We start from the raw sequence: 17,813 nt of genomic DNA, 5'->3' as shown, positions 1-17,813 counted from the left end.
CCTGCGCGGTAGACATAAGCCTGCCGTGTAAGTAGACTTCACCAGTCTCGCCTTGCTTATCAGCCATCCACATTACATTCCGGCCCGTTCTGCCTGCATGAGCATCTGCCGGACGTCATCTATCACTTGCCCGGAAAAGGAAGAGAAATATGATTAGGAGCGAACCGGCGGCAGCTACCGACGCCCCGAGTGCACAGAGGTTCTACCATGGCACACGTGCTGACCTGAAGCCGGGAGACCTCATCGAGCCCGGCTACACCTCTAACTACGGCAAGGGGAAGACGGCGACCTACGTCTACCTGACCGCCACCCTGGATGCAGCCACCTGGGGAGCCGAGCTGGCGCGCGGCGAAGGTCGCGGCAGAATATACATAGTGGAACCGACCGGCCCGATGATGGATGATCCCAATCTGACGGACAAGAAATACCCGGGTAATCCGACGAAGTCGTACCGCTCCCGAGAGCCGCTACGGGTCACGGGCGAAGTCACGGATTGGCAAGGGCACTCCCCCGAAGCACTCCAGGCCATGAAGGACCACGTTGAGGGACTTAGGCTGCTTGGTGTTGAAGCAATCGACGACTGAGTTGCTCCCCCGCATCCTCGGGCGCTTGATGCGCTTTCGGATGCGAGCCGAATCGATTTCAGCGATCTGAGCAAGCGAACGCCCCCGCCTCGGCGCGCGCAGCGCTGTAGCCACCTCGCCATTGCGAGATTTGGCGGTGTGGTTACCGACAAGGCTCAGTCGTCAATGATCGATTTGCTTACCAGGAGAAACCAGCCCCGGCGCCAATCGATACTGTGCCGCGTGTCGAAGCAGAGCCGCCCAGGTTCAAAGTCCGCGTCCCTTTACCCAGCACACGCTGATAGCCCAAGGCAAGCGCTGATTGGCCATTCTGCGCACCGATGCCGACACCGAGACGATGCGTGCCCGCCAGGCCGGCGGTGGAAAGCGCCATCTGTGCGGCAGCAGTGCTCATCGCGCCCATTTCGTCGACGCGCTTGTCCAGCCGGTCGATACGGCTATTCATGCCGTCCATGCGGTCGTTCACGCCGGCGATGGCGCCGTCCAGCTGACGCTTGTTGACAGCATCGGTGGCTTGCGTACCGTCGGCCACGTTGGTCAACTGACGCTCGCTGCCTGCGGAACCGAACGAGATACTATTGTCGCGATCCGCCACCGAACCTGCGCCGATGGCGACTGAGTTGCTGCCCGTTGCCGATGCGTTGGCGCCCAGCGCCGTACTCTTGTCGCCGGTGGCTGATGCGTCTGCGCCAACCGCTGTGCTGTTGTCGCCGGAAGCAACCGCGCCGCTGCCGATGGCGGACGAATTGTTGCCTGAGGCCGAGGCGCCGTTGCCGATTTCCGCGTTGCCTTGCGGATTGACGCCGGAGCCGCCGCCACCGCCGATGGAGCCGTCGGCGATGCCGGTTTCAATCAGGCCGACGCGGTCGTTGACCTCGCCTAGCTGCTTGCCTTGATCGGCTACCGTACCGCTCAGATCGTCGACTTTCAGCTTCAGATCGGCCAGCGCGACATCCGACGAATCGGCCAGATCCTGCAATTTCTGATCCCATGCCGCCTGCATGTTGAACAACTGGCTGCCGTTGACCGCCTGCATGCTGGAGGCCGAGATGATACCGTTGTTCAAGTTGTCGATCATGGTGCCGCCAGCGCCGCCCAGCGCCACCATCGAGCGATCGGCGTTGTAGCTCACCGCGCCGGTCATTGACGAACCAAGGTCGGCCAGCGCGCCGTTGATGTTGGTGATACTGGTTTCCGTGGCGCCGACGCGGGTGCCCAGCGCCGATACCGCATTGTTGGTGTTGAACAATTGATTGCCCGTCACCGCTTCGCTACTGCCGGCTGCAATGCTGCCGTCGGCCAGGCCGCTCAGGGTACGCACGCCGGCGCTGCCGCTGAAGTCCACTACCGAACCGCCGGTTGCCGCGGCGACCGAGATGCGGCCCGAGACGGCGTCTTGCTGCACCAGGCCGGCGGCGCCGTCGCCGATGTCGACCAATTGCTGCTTGATGCTGGTGATATCGCCTTCGCTCACGGTCACGCGGTCATCGAGGATGCCGATGTTGCTGGTGTTGGCCGCAATATTCGTCGTGTTGGCGGCAACGTTGCTGTTGGTGGTGCTCAATTGGCTCATGTTCACGGCATCGGTGTCGGCCACGCCGGCTGTAACGCCAGACAAGGTACGGGTGCCGTCGGTGCCACTGAAGTCGACCACCGCACCGCCGCTTGCCGCAGCAACAGTAACATTTCTAGTCGTCGCGTCTTGCTGCACCAGACCGGCTGTACCGTCGCCGATGTCAACCAGCTGTTGCTTGATGTTGGTGATGTCGCCTTCGCTCATTGTCACGCGGCCATCGAGGTTGCCGATGTTGGTCATGTTAGTTGCGATATTGGCCGTGTTCGCTGCAATGTTCGTTGTGTTGGTTGCAACGCTCGCATTGGTGGCGTTCAACTGGCTCATGTTCACCGCATCGGTAGCGTCGACGCCCGCTGTCAAGCCTTTGAGCGTGCGCGTGCCGCTCGTGCCGGCGAAGTCCACCGCTGTGCCGCCGTGACTCGCAGCCACGGTGATATCGGCAGTTGCCGAAGCCTGCTGTACCAGACCCACAGCGCCACTGTTGAGCTGAGTGGTCAGGTTGGTGATAGCTGTTGCGTTGGTGGCGACACTGCTTTTGGTGACATTTAATGCCGTGTCCAACCCGCTTAGCGCACCGTCGACTGTGGTCTGGCTGCCGCCGTTGGTCAGCGAGTATATTGGGCCAGTCACAGCGCCGGTCGTTGGATTGACTGAAGCACCACCACCTAACGCAGTCACAACTGGCGTGAGCTGCGACACGTTTACCGCGTCGGTGGCTGCCGTACCGTTGGCAACGTGCACAATTTGGCGCTGCTGGGCAGATGAGCCGACTGACACAGCGTTAAGGCGATCTACGACCGAGTTACTACCCAGCGCAATGCCATTGCCCATGTTGGCATTGATCTTGGCGCCAGCGCCAATGGCAGTTCCACTGATGGCCGTGGCATCCACGTTGGCAGTATTACCTATGGCGATGGAGCTAGTCGCGGCGGCAGTCGCGCCGGTGCTGATGGCAACCGCATTGGCGCCCAAGGCTTTTGCGCCATACCCAGCAGCTAAGGCCTGTGTTGCGGCGGCTTGGCTGGCGAGTCCAAACGTCAAAGAATATTGCCCCGATGCCGTACCGCCAACTGCAGTAGACCCGTAACCGGATGCTACCGAGCCATTACTGCCAATTGCCGTTGCGGCGTCGGCTGTAGCACTCGCGCCAGTACCAAGCGCAATGGTGTTCAGACCAGTAGCAGTTGCACTGGTACCAATACCAATCGCCGGATAGGCACCAGCACTTGAACTGCCATTCGAAGAATTACCAATGGCAATGTCATTGGCATTGCCTGTAGTAGCACTCCCGCCAGAAACAATGGCAAGACCCGGCGATGATGGCATGGTTGCCGAAAAAAGGCCGATGTCGCTCATCAGCGACATATCTGCTGCACACACCCCATTAGCACCCATTGTGCCGCTCGTGCCATCTGGCAACTCACACACTTCGCCGGCCATGGCCGCGGCAGCGCCCATGGCCAACACGCCGGCAACCGCAGCGCGGCGCAAGGTGCGGCTCAACGAGCGCTTGCCTTTGCTCTTGGCGGTTTCCGCAACCGCAGTGAAAGTACCGGTGGTTTCGTTCCACAGCACACGATGGATTTGGTTCATGACTGGCTCCTATCTGGATGAAAATTTGATAGGAGCGAGTATGAGGATTAAGACTTTCCCTACATATTGGACTAGTCTTAAATGCAATTAATGAATATTAGTATTAGTCATAAAAACGAACATTAGATAATAGTTAAGCAATATTAAAGTTACACTCCAGAAATTTCAATCTGGCTTCCCAGCCATTTCGATTCTGTAAATCCGAAAAAGCGACGGCCTCGTTCGCTTCGCAGCGAGGGCCATCGGATTCATATCAACAGCTGTGCGGCGGACGATCAATCCGCTTTCATGCCTTCCACCTGGATCTGCAGCTTGGTGAGCATGCTGAAACCTTCCGACTTGCCATAATCGACGCCGAAATCGGCGCGATTGAACTGCGCGGTGGCATTGGCGCCGCACACTTCGCGCTTGAGCATCGGATCGATGGCGCACTTGAAAGCATCGATCTTCAGGTTGAGCGGCCTGGTGACGCCGTGCAAAGTCAATGCGCCCTGGATTTCAACCGGCTGTTCGCCGTCGAAGCGGATCGCGCTGCCCTTGTAGACGGCGGTCGGGTATTTGGCGGCATCGAGGATCTCAGCTGAGCCGACATGCTTGTCCAGCAAGGCATTGCCAGTACTGATCGATGCCGCGTCGATGACGACTTCGGCGCTGCCGGTCTTGGCGGCGCGGTTGAGCACGATCACTCCTTTCGATTTGGTGAACTTGCCGCGCCAGACGGACATGCCGCCGTGGTCAGTCTCGAAGCTGGGGTAAGTGTGGGATGGGTCGAGATTGTAGGTGGAAACGGCAGCGAAAGCCGATCCGGAGACAACAGCAGCGGCAGAGGCAATGGCGATGGCGATGAGAGCGTGCTTTTTCATTGGATGATCCTTGTGTGGATGGGTAAGATGATTAGATGATTACTTGGCAGGTACCACAAGATGGAACTTGATCTGGACGTCGTCGGCCACCAGGCTGGTGTCTTTCCAGTCGCCGCTGCCGATGTCGAATTGCAGGCGCTTGATCGGCAGCACGCCGTCGAAAACCTGGATGCCACCTTCCTTGCGGTATTGGACCGGGATCACGACGTCAGCCGACTTGCCCTTGATCTTCAGGGTCCCGGCAACACTGTAGGCATTGGCGCCGGCTGCCTTGATCTGGGTCGAAACAAACGAAGCGGTCGGAAAGGCCGAGGCATTGAACCAGTCCTTGCCGGCGACTTCCTTGTTGTACTCGGCCGAGCCGATGTCGAAACTGGCGATATCGAGGTCGATCTTGGCGCGAGCTGCCGCGAGATTGGCGGGGTCGAACTGGACGTCCGCCCGCACTTGCTTGAATTTGCCTTCGACCGGCACGTTCATCTGCTTGAACACTACGGCCACATCGGTTTTTGCAAGGCCGGCGGCAGCGCAGGCGCCGCTTGCCGCCATGGCGCCGGCCAGGACAAATGTGGAGAACAGCGCGATAGTGCGCAGGCCGGGAATCGGATAAATGGTATTCATCATCAATTTCTCAAAAAATGGGGATGGTTAGCGTGGGTATAACGCAAGTAAGCCAGGCCGCGGTCATTTACCGAACGGCAGCATGCGCGCCAGCAGGCGCTGCCGGTCCAGCACTTCATGCTTGATCACGCCCAGCAAATGGGCCGCTACGATCGCCAGCAAGCCGTAGTTCATCCAGATATGCACAGTTTTCAGGGAGGCGGCGAGCGCCTGGTCTGGTGCGATCAGGGTCGGCAGCGGCAGGATGCCCAGGTACACCACCGGGATGCCGGCTGCCGCGGTATAGAAATAACCGCTGACCGGGATGCCCAGCATCAGGACGTAGAGCAGGAAGTGCGCAGCATGGGCGGCGAATTTCTCCGCCGTATGCATGGCGTTGCCGAGCGCCGGCGCCGGGTGGCCGAGGCGCCAGCCGAGACGCACCAGGGCCAGCACAAAGACGGTGACGCCTAGCCATTTGTGCCAGGAAAAATACTTCAGCTTGGCGGGCGTGATGCCAGGGATATCCGTCATGACCCAGCCCAAGGCGAAGCCCCAGACGATGAGGAGCGCGATCAGCCAGTGCAACGCGATAGCAGTATTGTTATAACGCAATATATTTGAACGAATAGCCATATTGATACGAGGTTGGTGATATCAGGGTTATCAATATAGCCACGCAACGTCATCCAAACAATCAGATAGAATGAATCATTAATATCGATTTTTTGGATATCCATGGCGAACTCTCCCAGCATCGACCAGCTGCGCACATTCATTATTGTCTGCGAAACCGGCAGCTTTTCGGCAGCCGCAATCCGCCTCGGCCGCGCCCAGTCGGTGATCAGCTACACCATCGCCAGCCTGGAAGCCGAACTGGGCATTGCGGTTTTCGAGCGCAGCAAGCGCCGTCCGACGCTAACCGCAGCGGGCCGGGCGATCTTTGCCGATGCGCGCAAGCTCGACCTGCTGATGAGCCAGCTGTCGGCCAATGCCGCCGGCATGGCGCAAGGCCTCGAGGCCGAGATATCGCTGGCGGTCGACGTCATGTTCCCGTTCCAGAAACTGACCGCGGCGCTGCAGGCCTTCACCAGCGCGTTCCCGACCGTGGCCCTGAACCTGACCATGGAAGCACTGGGCGGCGTATTGAAGCTGGTGATGGATGGCGAATGCTGCCTGGGCATCAGCGGCCCCAGCAGCAACTGGCCCGACGTCATCGAAACCGATTCCCTGGGTGGCATCCAGCTGGTGCCGGTGGCGGCCGCCAGCCATCCGTTGGCACAGCGCACGCAGATACGCATTGCCGAAGCGCGCGAACATACCCAGCTGGTCCTGACCGACCGCAGCCGGCTGACCGAGGGGCAAAATTTCGGTGTGTATGGCGCCCGTATCTGGAAGCTGGCCGACCTTGGCGCCAAGCACCGCTTGCTTCTGGCCGGCCTGGGCTGGGGCTCGATGCCGCTGCATCTGGTCGAGAACGACCTGGCGGCAGGCACGCTGCTGCGCCTGAACCTGATTGACCGCTTCCGCTCGGACTACAAGCTCTCGCTGATCAATCGTATCGATGCGCCGGTCGGGCCGGCGCTGCAGTGGCTGAAACAGTACTTGCAGGAAGAAATGACTTAACAAGCAGTCCCGAGAAGAAAATTCCGACCATCCTTTCCTGGTCAGTTTCAGCGCCATCGCCGATTTCAAATCCGATTGATTCATCAAATATTTTCCAAGGAAACGATTTCGCCAGGAATGATGCAGATGACAAACGTGAGCCCAGGATGGGAGCAAGCGGAAAATTGATTGGAACGAATGGCATCACGGTCTGGGCGCCAATTTCATATTTCATATTTCATTAAAATCATGCTTATTAAAAAAAATGAGCGCCCGAGGACGCTCATTCGAAGCACATGTAAAAACTAGCTTTTCGTTACCATGAAAAGCCAACTCCAGCATTGATCAATGTGCGCGTACCGGATGTCGTGCTGACACCGAATTTGATAACGGCGTTCTGGCTGACGCGGGCGCTGGCGCCGATCGACAGAGCCGTGTAACCGGCATAACTACCGATTCCCGCACCCAATGCAAACGTCTTGCCGGTATCAACCTGTGGAAGACCTGCCAGAGCCCCTGCCATCGCCACTCCGCTAAAGGCGATACGCTGCACGTCTCCAACCTGGCTTTGCACAGCAGACAACTGCGAGACATTGACGGCATCGGTTGGATTGACACCTGCCGCCACGTTGGTGATACGACGCTCGCTGCCGGGAGCCCCCACCGACACGGTATTGGCTTGATCCGCTATCGAACCGGCGCCCAAGGCCACCGCATTGTTCCCGGTGGCTTGCGCCCCTGCACCGGTGGCGACAGAGTTATTCCCGGAGGCCAGCGAATTCTGACCAATCGCGACAGTAGGATCGCCAGTCGCCTGAGCGTTATTGCCAATCGCCACGGATCCGGCCTGCGACGCCAAGGCACGGAAGCCCACAGCAGTGGTATTGGCATCGGTTGCCTGGGCGTTGGAACCGAATGCCGTGGCGCCATCTTTAGTGGCCTGCGCGCACAAGCCTGAACCCGTTGCATCCACACCCTTGACTGTGGTGCAGGTTGCCGGCGTCACATTGTTGATCACCGTGCCGTTGGTGCCGCGCGTCTGCACCGTGCCGTCGCTGTTGGCGCCGCCGATGGTAGTGACACCAATCGTTGAACCGTTGGCAGCAGCACCACTAGATGCATCTGCAAGCGGTTTCAGCGACGTCGATAATGAACCGACACCGACCATGCTTGTTGAAAGCGTAGTCAATTGTTGCAGCCCGGTTGATATCGACGCCACGCCGGTTGACAAGGAATTGATACCGCTCGTTGCTACGCTCAAGCCGCTTGAAGTTGAGGTCGACAGCGACGATACGCTGCTGTTGGTGGAACTCAGGCCGGTTGACAACGAATTGATGCCGCTAGCCGCCGTGCTCAAGCCCGTCGAAGTCGACGTCGATAGCGCCGACACATTGCTGTTGGTTGTACTCAGCCCCGTTGACAGTGAATTGACGCCGCTTTGCGCCGTACTGATCCCTGTTGACGTCGAGGTCGACAACGACGTCACGTTACTGTTCGTCGTACTCAAGCCGGTTGACAGCGAATTGATGCCAGCCGACGTTGAAGTAGACAAAGACGACAGCTGACTGAAATTCACAGCATCGGTTGGCTTCACACCAGCAGCCACATTGGTAAGAGTCACCGGCGTTGTAGCTCCAACTCCTCCCAGAGTAACGCTGGTGTGGCCAGGATTGTCATACTGAACTGAGTTGGCAACTCCCGTCGACAGTGAAGCAATGCCAGTCGAAGTTGCGGTCGACAGCGAGCTCACGTTGCTGTTGGTCGTGCTCAGCCCTGTCGACAACGAACCGATGTTGCTGGCGTTGGTGCTGATGCCCGTCGAGGTCGAGGTCGACAACGACGTCACGTTGCTGTTGGTCGTGCTCAGGCCAGTCGACAACGAACCGATATTACTGGCGTTGGTGCTAATGCCGGTCGAAGTCGAGGTCGACAGCGAGGTCACGTTGCTGTTGGTCGTGCTCAGACCCGTCGACAACAAACCGATGTTGCTGGCGTTGGTGCTGATGCCGGTTGAAGTCGAAGTTGACAGCGAGGTCACGTTGCTATCGGTCGTGCTCAGACCTGTGGACAGCGAAGTCACGTTGCTGTTGGTGGAGCTCAGGCCAGTCGACAGCGAACCGATGTTGCTGGCGTTGGTGCTGATGCCGGTCGAGGTCGAGGTCGACAGCGAAGTCACGTTGCTATTGGTCGTGCTCAGGCCCGTCGACAACGAACCGATGTTGCTGGCGTTGGTGCTGATGCCGGTCGAGGTCGACGTTGACAGCGAGGTCACATTGCTGTTGGTCGTGCTCAGGCCCGTCGACAACGAACCGATGTTGCTGGCGTTCGTGCTGATGCCAGTCGAGGTCGAGGTCGACAACGAATCCACGTTGCTGTTGGTCGTGCTCAACCCTGTCGACAACGAACCGATGTTGCTGGCGCTCGTGCTGATCCCGGTCGAGGTCGAGGCCGACAGCGAAGTCACGTTGCTGTTCGTTGTACTCAGGCCTGTCGACAATGAACCGATGTTGCTGGCATTCGTGCTGATGCCGGTCGAAGTCGAGGTCGACAGCGAGGTCACGTTGCTGTTGGTCGTGCTCAGGCCAGTCGACAACGAACCGATGTTGCTGGCGTTCGTACTGATCCCGGTCGAAGTCGACGTCGACAACGAAGCCACGTTGCTGTTGGTTGTGCTCAGACCCGTCGAGGTCGAAGTCGACAACGAAGCCACATTGCTGTTGGTCGTGCTCAGGCCTGTCGACAACGAACCGATGTTGCTGGCGTTCGTGCTGATCCCGGTCGAAGTCGAGGTCGACAACGAGCTCACGTTGCTGTTGGTCGTGCTCAGGCCTGTTGACAGCGAACCGACGTTGCTGGCATTCGTGCTGATGCCCGTCGAGGTTGAGGTCGACAACGAGCTCACGTTGCTATTGGTCGTGCTCAGGCCTGTTGACAGCGAACCGATGTTGCTGGCGTTCGTGCTAATGCCGGTCGACGTCGAGGTTGACAGCGATGACACGCTGCTGTTGGTCGTGCTCAGGCCTGTTGACAGCGAACCGATGTTGCTGGCGTTGGTGCTGATGCCGGTCGAAGTCGAGGTTGACAGCGACGTCACGTTGCTGTTAGTGGTGCTCAGACCTGTTGACAGCGATCCAATGTTGCTGGCATTCGTGCTGATGCCGGTCGAGGTCGAAGTCGACAGCGAGGTCACGTTGCTGTTGGTCGTGCTCAGGCCTGTCGACAACGAACCAATGTTACTGGCGTTGGTGCTGATACCCGTTGAAGTCGACGTCGACAACGACGTCACATTGCTGTTGGTCGTGCTCAGACCTGTCGACAGCGAACCGATGTTGCTGGCGTTGGTGCTGATGCCCGTCGAGGTCGAGGTTGACAGCGATGACACGCTGCTGTTGGTTGTGCTCAGCCCCGTCGACAACGAACCGATGTTGCTGGCGTTGGTACTGATGCCGGTCGAAGTCGACGTCGACAGCGAAGACACGTTGCTGTTCGTTGTACTCTGGCCTGTCGACAACGAGCCGATGTTGCTCGCGTTCGTGCTGATACCCGTGGAGGTCGATGTCGACAGCGAAGTCACGTTGCTGTTGGTCGTGCTCAGCCCTGTCGACAGCGAGCCGATATTGCTGGCGTTCGTGCTGATGCCCGTCGACGTCGAGGTTGACAGCGAGCTCACATTGCTGTTGGTTGTGCTCAACCCTGTCGACAGCGAACCGATGTTGCTCGCGTTCGTGCTGATACCGGTCGAGGTCGATGTCGACAGCGAATCCACATTGCTATTGGTCGTGCTCACCCCTGTCGACAGCGAACCGATGTTGCTCGCGTTCGTGCTGATACCGGTCGAGGTCGAGGTTGACAGCGATGACACGCTGCTGTTGGTCGTGCTCAGGCCAGTGGACAGCGAACCAATGTTGCTGGCATTCGTGCTGATGCCGGTCGAGGTTGAGGTTGACAGCGAGCTCACGTTGCTGTTGGTCGTGCTCAGCCCTGTCGACAGCGAACCGATGTTGCTAGCGTTCGTGCTGATACCCGTGGAGGTCGATGTCGACAGCGATGACACGCTGCTGTTGGTCGTGCTCAGCCCTGTCGACAGCGAGCCGATATTGCTGGCGTTCGTGCTGATGCCCGTCGAGGTTGAGGTCGACAGCGATGACACGCTGCTATTGGTCGTGCTCAAGCCAGTGGACAACGAACCGATGTTGCTGGCGTTCGTACTGATCCCGGTCGAAGTCGACGTCGACAACGAGCTCACGTTGCCGTTGGTCGTGCTCAGCCCTGTCGACAACGAACCAATGTTGCTGGCGTTCGTGCTGATGCCCGTCGAAGTCGAGGTTGACAGCGATGACACGCTGCTGTTGGTTGTGCTCAGGCCAGTCGACAGCGAACCGATGTTGCTCGCGTTGGTACTGATACCCGTGGAGGTCGATGTCGACAGCGAAGTCACGTTGCTGTTGGTCGTGCTCAGGCCAGTCGACAACGAACCGATGTTACTGGCGTTGGTGCTGATGCCAGTCGAGGTCGAGGTTGACAGCGATGACACGCTGCTGTTGGTTGTGCTCAGCCCCGTCGACAACGAACCGATGTTGCTGGCGTTCGTGCTGATGCCGGTCGACGTCGAGGTCGACAGCGATGACACGCTGCTGTTGGTCGTGCTCAGCCCTGTTGACAGCGAACCGATGTTGCTGGCGTTGGTGCTGATGCCGGTCGAGGTCGAGGTCGACAGCGAGGTCACGTTGCTGTTGGTCGTGCTCAGCCCGGTCGACAGCGAACCGATGTTGCTGGCGTTGGTGCTGATGCCGGTCGAGGTTGAGGTCGACAGCGATGACACGCTGCTATTGGTCGTGCTCAGCCCTGTCGACAGCGATGACACGCTGCTGTTGGTCGTGCTCAGCCCTGTCGACAACGAACCAATGTTGCTGGCGTTCGTGCTGATGCCGGTCGAGGTTGAGGTCGACAGCGATGACACGCTGCTATTGGTCGTGCTCAAGCCAGTGGACAACGAACCGATGTTGCTGGCGTTCGTACTGATCCCGGTCGAAGTCGACGTCGACAACGAGCTCACGTTGCTGTTGGTCGTGCTCAGCCCTGTCGACAACGAACCAATGTTGCTGGCGTTCGTGCTGATGCCGGTCGAGGTCGATGTCGACAACGACGTCACGTTGCTGTTGGTCGTGCTCAGCCCGGTCGACAGGGAGCCAACATTGCTGTTCGTGGTGCTCAGACCGGTAGACAACGAACCGATGTTGCTGGCGTTCGTGCTGATACCGGTCGACGTCGAGGTCGACAACGAGCTCACGTTGCTGTTGGTCGTGCTCAGACCAGTCGACAACGAGCCAACATTGCTGTTCGTTGTACTCAGACCTGTTGACAGCGAACCTATGTTACTGGCGTTCGTACTGATGCCGGTTGAGGTAGAAGTTGACAGCGAGGTCACGTTGCTGTTGGTCGTGCTCAGCCCAGTCGACAGCGAGCCAATGTTGCTCGCGTTGGTGCTGATACCCGTCGAGGTCGAGGTCGACAGCGACGTCACATTGCTATTGGTTGTGCTCAGCCCTGTCGACAACGAACCCACATTGCTGTTCGTGGTGCTCAGCCCAGTGGAAAGCGAATTCACACCGCTTTGTGCCGTACTGATGCCGGTCGAGGTCGACGTCGACAGCGAGCTCACGTTGCTGTTGGTGGAGCTCAAACCAGTCGACAGCGAGCCAATGTTGCTCGCGTTGGTGCTGATGCCAGTCGACGTCGAGGTTGACAGCGATGACACGCTGCTGTTGGTTGTGCTCAGACCAGTCGACAGCGAGCCAACATTGCTGTTCGTGGTGCTCAGACCGGTGGACAGCGAATTCACACCGCTTTGCGCCGTGCTGATGCCGGTCGAAGTCGAGGTCGACAACGAGGTCACGTTGCTGTTGGTCGTGCTCAGGCCAGTCGACAACGAACCCACATTGCTATTCGTTGTACTCAGACCTGTGGACAGCGAATTCACACCACTTTGTGCTGTGCTAATACCGGTCGAGGTCGAGGTCGACAGCGATGACACGCTGCTGTTGGTCGTGCTCAGACCTGTCGACAGGGAGCCAACATTGCTGTTCGCTGTGCTCAGACCGGTCGAAGTCGAGGTCGACAACGAGGTCACGTTGCTGTTGGTCGTGCTCAAGCCTGTCGACAGCGAACCCACATTGCTATTTGTTGTACTCAGGCCAGTGGACAGTGAATTCACACCACTTTGCGCCGTGCTGATACCGGTCGAAGTCGAGGTCGACAGCGAGATCACGTTACTGTTGGTCGTGCTCAGCCCCGTCGAGGTCGAAGTCGACAACGAAGTCACGTTGCTATTGGTTGAACTCAAGCCCGTCGACAACGAACCCACATTGCTATTCGTGGTGCTCAGCCCAGTGGAAAGCGAATTCACACCGCTTTGCGCTGTGCTGATACCCGTCGAGGTCGAAGTCGACAACGAAGTCACGCTGCTATTGGTTGAACTCAAGCCAGTCGACAACGAACCCACATTGCTATTCATTGTACTCAGGCCAGTGGACAGCGAATTCACGCCACTTTGTGCCGTGCTGATACCGGTCGAAGTCGACGTCGACAGCGACGTCACGTTGCTGTTGGTCGTGCTCAGACCCGTCGAGGTCGAAGTCGACAACGAAGCCACGTTGCTATTCGTTGTGCTCAGACCAGTAGACAGTGAATTCACGCCGCTTTGCGCCGTGCTGATGCCCGTGGAGGTAGAAGTTGACAGCGAGGTCACGTTGCTGTTGGTCGTGCTCAGGCCGGTCGACAACGATGCAATTCCACTGGTTGCAGTACTCAAACCAGTTGACGTCGAAGTCGACAAAGAAGTGATATTGGAGCCCACCGTGCTTGCCACGCTATACAATTGGCTCCCGTTAACAGCGTCTGTACTACCGGCGGTAATCAGCCCGGCGGCGACATTCTGAATCCGGCGCTCTGTTCCGGGCGCACCTACGCTCACTACACCTGCCGTGGCACTGGCACCAGCGAACCCGCTATAAGTGGTGGTCCCTATCGGGGCAGTACTTATACTAGTTGTCCCACCAGTCGCAGCCGTTAACGTTCCGGTCGTCGTAGCTCCTTTGCCAAGCGCTATCGAACCAGCTACGCTGGCTGCAGCACCATCGCCTTCGGCGACGCCATAAGCGGCTGTAACCGTGGCGCCACGTCCAATGGCAATACCCGAAGTACTTGTAGTTGATACGGAAGATTGACCACCTAGGGCTATGCCATCCGAGGCTGCCGCAACTGCAGCGGTAGTGACGTTATCACCAATCGCAATAGCACCAGCGCCGGAAGCATTGGCGTAATTGCCAACCGCAGTAGCAAAACTACCAGACGCGTTGGCATTATAGCCAAGCGCAGTGGCGGCAGAGCCTGTTGCGTTCGCAGCACTACCAACCGCTGTAGCATTGCTGGAAGTTGCATTGGTACCGTAGCCAACCGCAGTAGCACCAGCTACTGTTGCGCTCGAACCACCACCGACCGCAGTAGCATTACCGACCGCAGTAGTATACTCGCCGAAGGCTGTTGCATTGGTGCCGGTAGCATTGGCGCTAGCCCCCACAGCGGTAGTAACTGTGCCATTAGCAACAGTGTTATCGCCAATAGCGATCGCACCAGATCCAGTGGCTGTAGGGGCTACGTTGTTATCTCCAATAGCAATTGAAGCGGCAGTTGTGGCATTGCCCCCACCCGCACTATAACCAGCAGCGTGAGCTGCTCCCTCGCATAGCATTATCACAGCTGCGATTGCTCCCAGAACAACCCTCTTCTTTGATTTGCCACGAGCAGTCGAATTTTCAGACACGGCTGTCCACACGCCTGTAGCTTCGTTCCAGATGCTCCGATAATTTTTATTCACGACGTTTCCCTTTAGTTTCGATTTGTTCTGTAATCCGACTTTCCCGCGCTCGACAACGATGTTCTAGCGCCCACAAACATCCAAGCGCCCCAGGTCGACATCCCAGAATCGATCAAACTAATTTCTGAATTTCACTTTCGTGAATTTGATGGACTCATCGAGATGACTGCTACAAATTCATTTGGATGAAATTAATCTGCATTTCATCGGCGACCCACTTTGGATATTTACAAATATAGATGTGAACGCCTTAGAAAAAAGGAGACCCAACAATCATTAACCAAACCATCAGGAAGTCGTAAGGATTTGTTGTTTTTACATTAAAGGCTGATGAGAAGGGCAAAGCCTTCTGTCAACAACCATTGGCAATCTAGCTAATAGCTGACGAAAGAATCCTCGGAAAAAAGCCGAATTCAGATACGTTGCCTTATGGATATTTTGAGGATGTAGATTTAGCGATGCAGAAATGCCGCTGAAGAAGAGTTACAACAAACTTTGGCTCTTAATATTGAAGTGCTTTGACTTGAGCGCTCGCCACAGGATTCAGTAAGCCCTTACAATCATCGTTCATATATTGGACGGCGGATCGGACAGCGGCTGATGCGAAAATATGCGCGCAAGAATGGCGGGATATTCTTGACGCTCTCTAAGCGCAGAATTTTCAACGCATCTCAACAAAATCGGCAAATGACCACACCCAGCGTGCATGGCCGCTTTCACTCTAAGCACCGCTTCGTCCCCCAGATTCAGGGTAATCAAAGCCGCCAGGTGCGTTACGCGGATGCTGGCGCTGGCCGTTGCCTGTGCGGCAATCAGTTCCAAGGCGCCTTCCCTGTCGCCGCATTGTGCGAGAACATAGGAGATGGTGCCGGCAGCGTAGATCCAGGAAGAGCGGCTTAAGCTTATCTGCCGCGCGGCGTGCGCCAGTTCCGGCTGCGGATCCGCAAACGCCAGCATGCCCAGCAAATACAGATACACTTGCTGGCTGTCCGGATGAATGCGATATGCCTCGCGCGCGTGCTCGACTATATCGCTGGCGCTTGCGCCGGCAGCAGCCAGGGACCGCGCATGCATGATCGATTGCTCGGGCGAGAAGGGATTCAATTCGATGGCGGAGCGGAACGCCGTGACGGCATCGGCGGCTGCGCCAGTCGCGAGCAGATGCAAGCCATAATTGAAATGGGTGGCAGGATTTTGCGGCGCCAGGAGCAATGCCTGCTCATGCATGAGCCGAGCTTCATTGAACTGCCATTTGCCATCGAGAAGATTGGCCTGTTGTGACTGCAAACCCGATGCGCCAGGCTCGGTGTGCTCGACAGACGTCAGTATCTTCAGCGCTTCGTCAATCAATTGCGGGCCGCATGGCACTCCGCTGAACGCCCGATTAGCCATGCATTGGGCCAATGCCAGTTTCGCCGGAATGTAATCAGGGGCTTGATAGATCACATGATTGATGATCGATTCCGCCCGATCATATGCCGCAGGCGAATGTTTCTGGAGAACTTGCTGCGCATAGAAACACGCCGCCGTTACTGAAGGATGCACCTTGACCGTACCGGATTGATGGTCGCGATCCGATGGCAACTGAGCCGATGCACCAACATCCTCTGTCTGGATGGTCAGGCGATATCCGAGCCCGTACAGTGAATCGATCTTTATCATGCCAATATGGGAAAGCACCCGTCGCAGCTGCGCCATGCAGCGCGCCAGACTTTCATTAGACATCCGCCCATTCCATACATGCAGGGCAAAGTCTTTTTTAGAAACCGACTTTGGCCATGCGTTTAACAAAAGACTTAATGCCCCCCTCTCCTTAGGCGGCAAATCGAGTATCGAATCGTTATAGGCCACAAATCCATATTGGTCGACCGTAAGCCCAACAGATGCGGGAGCAATACCCGAAATTTTCCGACGCCAGGGCTGCATTTTCTCTTCTTGTAATATTCGAGAACAACTATTGCTTTATCTCTTACCGCTCAATATTTTCAATCCGGGACCGACCTCGCAGTCGGCGGCATGGAATTTATCATCGAATTGAAATTGAAAATTGCATTACCTTCAGTCCCGTTCTGAAGCAGATTTGGAAAGGAAAGTTATCCTCACCTTTTCATACGCTATCGAGATTTTTGCCAATGTTATATGCGCTTTTCGCCTTTGTCTCCCCAATAAGCACCCGCTTACAAAATCATCATGAAGACGTCATCATTGATCGTGTGCCCCATCTGCCGGACACATATCCGCCGCCAAGTTCCTGCCAGCCTGCGATGTCAACAATCGCGAATACCAAGCAAGGCTCCTCTACCATCCCTGCTTCTAGCTGGCGTTCCACTCAGCCTGGCGTTGCCGGATTTCTTCCAAGGCGTCTTCAAGCATCCGTCGCGCCTCGACCTTTTTTCTCGCGACAATTTCGCACTTCTCTCTATCCGCATGCACATACGCTCTGGCGCCGTCATCCTGATCCGCGCTCTGAAAATAGGTCGTCAATTTTCCTCCTGTTTTTCGCACTAACGATATGTGCAAAGCTCTTTATTCCGCTTCGAAATGCTGACTTCAGAATTAGTCAAATGGCGTCCACCAGCGACAGCCAATGACTTCCTGACTCGCTTTCGTCAGGCGCCTGCGTTTCTTTTCCAGCATACGTTGTCGATGCGCTATAAACCTCGCGCTTGGCTCTCCTGTCTTTTCTTCTCACCGCACTTTGCGTCTGCTCATCGGCATACGCAGCGATGCGCTTGATTACGCCAGACAGTTCTTTGTCGTCGCGCAGATCTTCAAGCATCTGGCGCCAGCAGCCGCTCTGATTCCAACGCCTGAATCGCATGTAGACGGAATTCCATCCGCCAAATTCAGATGGCAATTCGCTCCAGCAGCATTTACCGGAGATATGCCAAAGCACTGCTTCGATAAATAAGCGATTATTACGCCCGCTGACTCCAGGATTACCCTTTCTGCCAAGCATGAGCGGCTCCAATTTTCCCCACTGATCATCTCGAAGAAACATGACTAGAATCCATTCATAAGAGAGACAAACCGACCGTCACGCGGCCGACACTGAATGTAATATAAATGATTCTTTTCTTCGTGTGACATACGAAAACAATGATTAACGAAATCAT

General features: G+C 56.9%; 10 protein-coding genes and 2 pseudogenes. 3 read left to right on the top strand and 9 right to left on the bottom strand.

Annotated elements, in window-relative coordinates:
- Window positions 1-149: 149 nt before the first annotated feature.
- Window positions 150-584, top strand: a complete 435-nt coding sequence (gene arr / locus AC07V8_RS17650) for an NAD(+)--rifampin ADP-ribosyltransferase (RefSeq protein ID WP_494680424.1) — start codon at window positions 150-152, stop codon at window positions 582-584.
- A 178-nt stretch (window positions 585-762) separates the two neighbouring features.
- Here arr and AC07V8_RS17645 read toward each other — a convergent pair whose 3' ends face one another.
- The 4 genes from AC07V8_RS17645 to AC07V8_RS17630 all read right to left on the bottom strand — a co-directional run bounded on the left by AC07V8_RS17645 (window position 763) and on the right by AC07V8_RS17630 (window position 5,852).
- Window positions 763-3,753 carry an ESPR-type extended signal peptide-containing protein gene (locus AC07V8_RS17645; RefSeq protein WP_494680425.1) on the bottom strand — a complete coding sequence of 997 codons (2,991 nt, stop codon included), beginning with the start codon at window positions 3,751-3,753 and terminating at the stop codon, window positions 763-765.
- A gap of 275 nt (window positions 3,754-4,028) precedes the next feature.
- Entirely contained in the window at window positions 4,029-4,616 is a 588-nt protein-coding gene (locus AC07V8_RS17640; protein ID WP_494680426.1) for a YceI family protein, read from the bottom strand.
- Window positions 4,617-4,655: 39 nt separating this feature from the next.
- Entirely contained in the window at window positions 4,656-5,240 is a 585-nt protein-coding gene (locus AC07V8_RS17635; RefSeq protein ID WP_494680427.1) for a YceI family protein, read from the bottom strand.
- A 60-nt stretch (window positions 5,241-5,300) separates the two neighbouring features.
- Window positions 5,301-5,852, bottom strand: a complete 552-nt coding sequence (locus AC07V8_RS17630; protein WP_494680428.1) for a cytochrome b — start codon at window positions 5,850-5,852, stop codon at window positions 5,301-5,303.
- Between the two features lie 102 nt (window positions 5,853-5,954).
- Here AC07V8_RS17630 and AC07V8_RS17625 point away from each other — a divergent pair, with 102 nt between their 5' ends.
- Window positions 5,955-6,842: a LysR family transcriptional regulator gene (locus tag AC07V8_RS17625; RefSeq protein WP_494680429.1), complete on the top strand. Its 888-nt coding sequence runs from the start codon at window positions 5,955-5,957 to the stop codon at window positions 6,840-6,842.
- Window positions 6,806-7,066 (top strand): hypothetical protein, encoded by a 261-nt coding sequence (locus AC07V8_RS17620; RefSeq protein ID WP_494680430.1) that lies wholly within the window; start codon window positions 6,806-6,808, stop codon window positions 7,064-7,066. The genes AC07V8_RS17625 and AC07V8_RS17620 overlap by 37 nt, the downstream gene beginning before the upstream one ends.
- A gap of 71 nt (window positions 7,067-7,137) precedes the next feature.
- Here AC07V8_RS17620 and AC07V8_RS17615 read toward each other — a convergent pair.
- The 5 genes and pseudogenes from AC07V8_RS17615 to AC07V8_RS17595 all read right to left on the bottom strand — a co-directional run.
- A pseudogene (locus AC07V8_RS17615) lies at window positions 7,138-14,025 on the bottom strand (YadA-like family protein); the annotation flags it as partial.
- A 561-nt stretch (window positions 14,026-14,586) separates the two neighbouring features.
- Window positions 14,587-14,697: pseudogene (locus AC07V8_RS17610) on the bottom strand (ESPR domain-containing protein); the annotation flags it as partial.
- Between the two features lie 567 nt (window positions 14,698-15,264).
- Complete coding sequence (locus tag AC07V8_RS17605; RefSeq protein WP_494680254.1) at window positions 15,265-16,623, bottom strand: winged helix-turn-helix domain-containing protein; 1,359 nt, start codon at window positions 16,621-16,623, stop codon at window positions 15,265-15,267.
- 387 nt (window positions 16,624-17,010) lie between these two features.
- A complete protein-coding gene (locus AC07V8_RS17600; protein WP_494680253.1) occupies window positions 17,011-17,181 on the bottom strand; it encodes a hypothetical protein in 171 nt (56 codons plus the stop codon).
- A gap of 76 nt (window positions 17,182-17,257) precedes the next feature.
- Window positions 17,258-17,698 (bottom strand): transposase, encoded by a 441-nt coding sequence (locus AC07V8_RS17595; protein ID WP_494680252.1) that lies wholly within the window; start codon window positions 17,696-17,698, stop codon window positions 17,258-17,260.
- Window positions 17,699-17,813: the final 115 nt, after the last annotated feature.

It is taken from the genome of Collimonas sp. GW821-FHT02H07, from assembly GCF_059421505.1.
This window is presented reverse-complemented; position numbering and strand designations above follow the sequence as displayed.

Coding starts and splice junctions, on each gene's coding strand:
- AC07V8_RS17635 (WP_494680427.1), bottom strand. CDS start 5,240: ATGATGAATACCATTTATCCGATTCCCGGCCTGCGCACTATCGCGCTG.
- AC07V8_RS17640 (WP_494680426.1), bottom strand. CDS start 4,616: ATGAAAAAGCACGCTCTCATCGCCATCGCCATTGCCTCTGCCGCTGCT.
- AC07V8_RS17605 (WP_494680254.1), bottom strand. CDS start 16,623: ATGCAGCCCTGGCGTCGGAAAATTTCGGGTATTGCTCCCGCATCTGTT.
- AC07V8_RS17595 (WP_494680252.1), bottom strand. CDS start 17,698: ATGTTTCTTCGAGATGATCAGTGGGGAAAATTGGAGCCGCTCATGCTT.
- AC07V8_RS17645 (WP_494680425.1), bottom strand. CDS start 3,753: ATGAACCAAATCCATCGTGTGCTGTGGAACGAAACCACCGGTACTTTC.
- AC07V8_RS17625 (WP_494680429.1), top strand. CDS start 5,955: ATGGCGAACTCTCCCAGCATCGACCAGCTGCGCACATTCATTATTGTC.
- arr (WP_494680424.1), top strand. CDS start 150: ATGATTAGGAGCGAACCGGCGGCAGCTACCGACGCCCCGAGTGCACAG.
- AC07V8_RS17630 (WP_494680428.1), bottom strand. CDS start 5,852: ATGGCTATTCGTTCAAATATATTGCGTTATAACAATACTGCTATCGCG.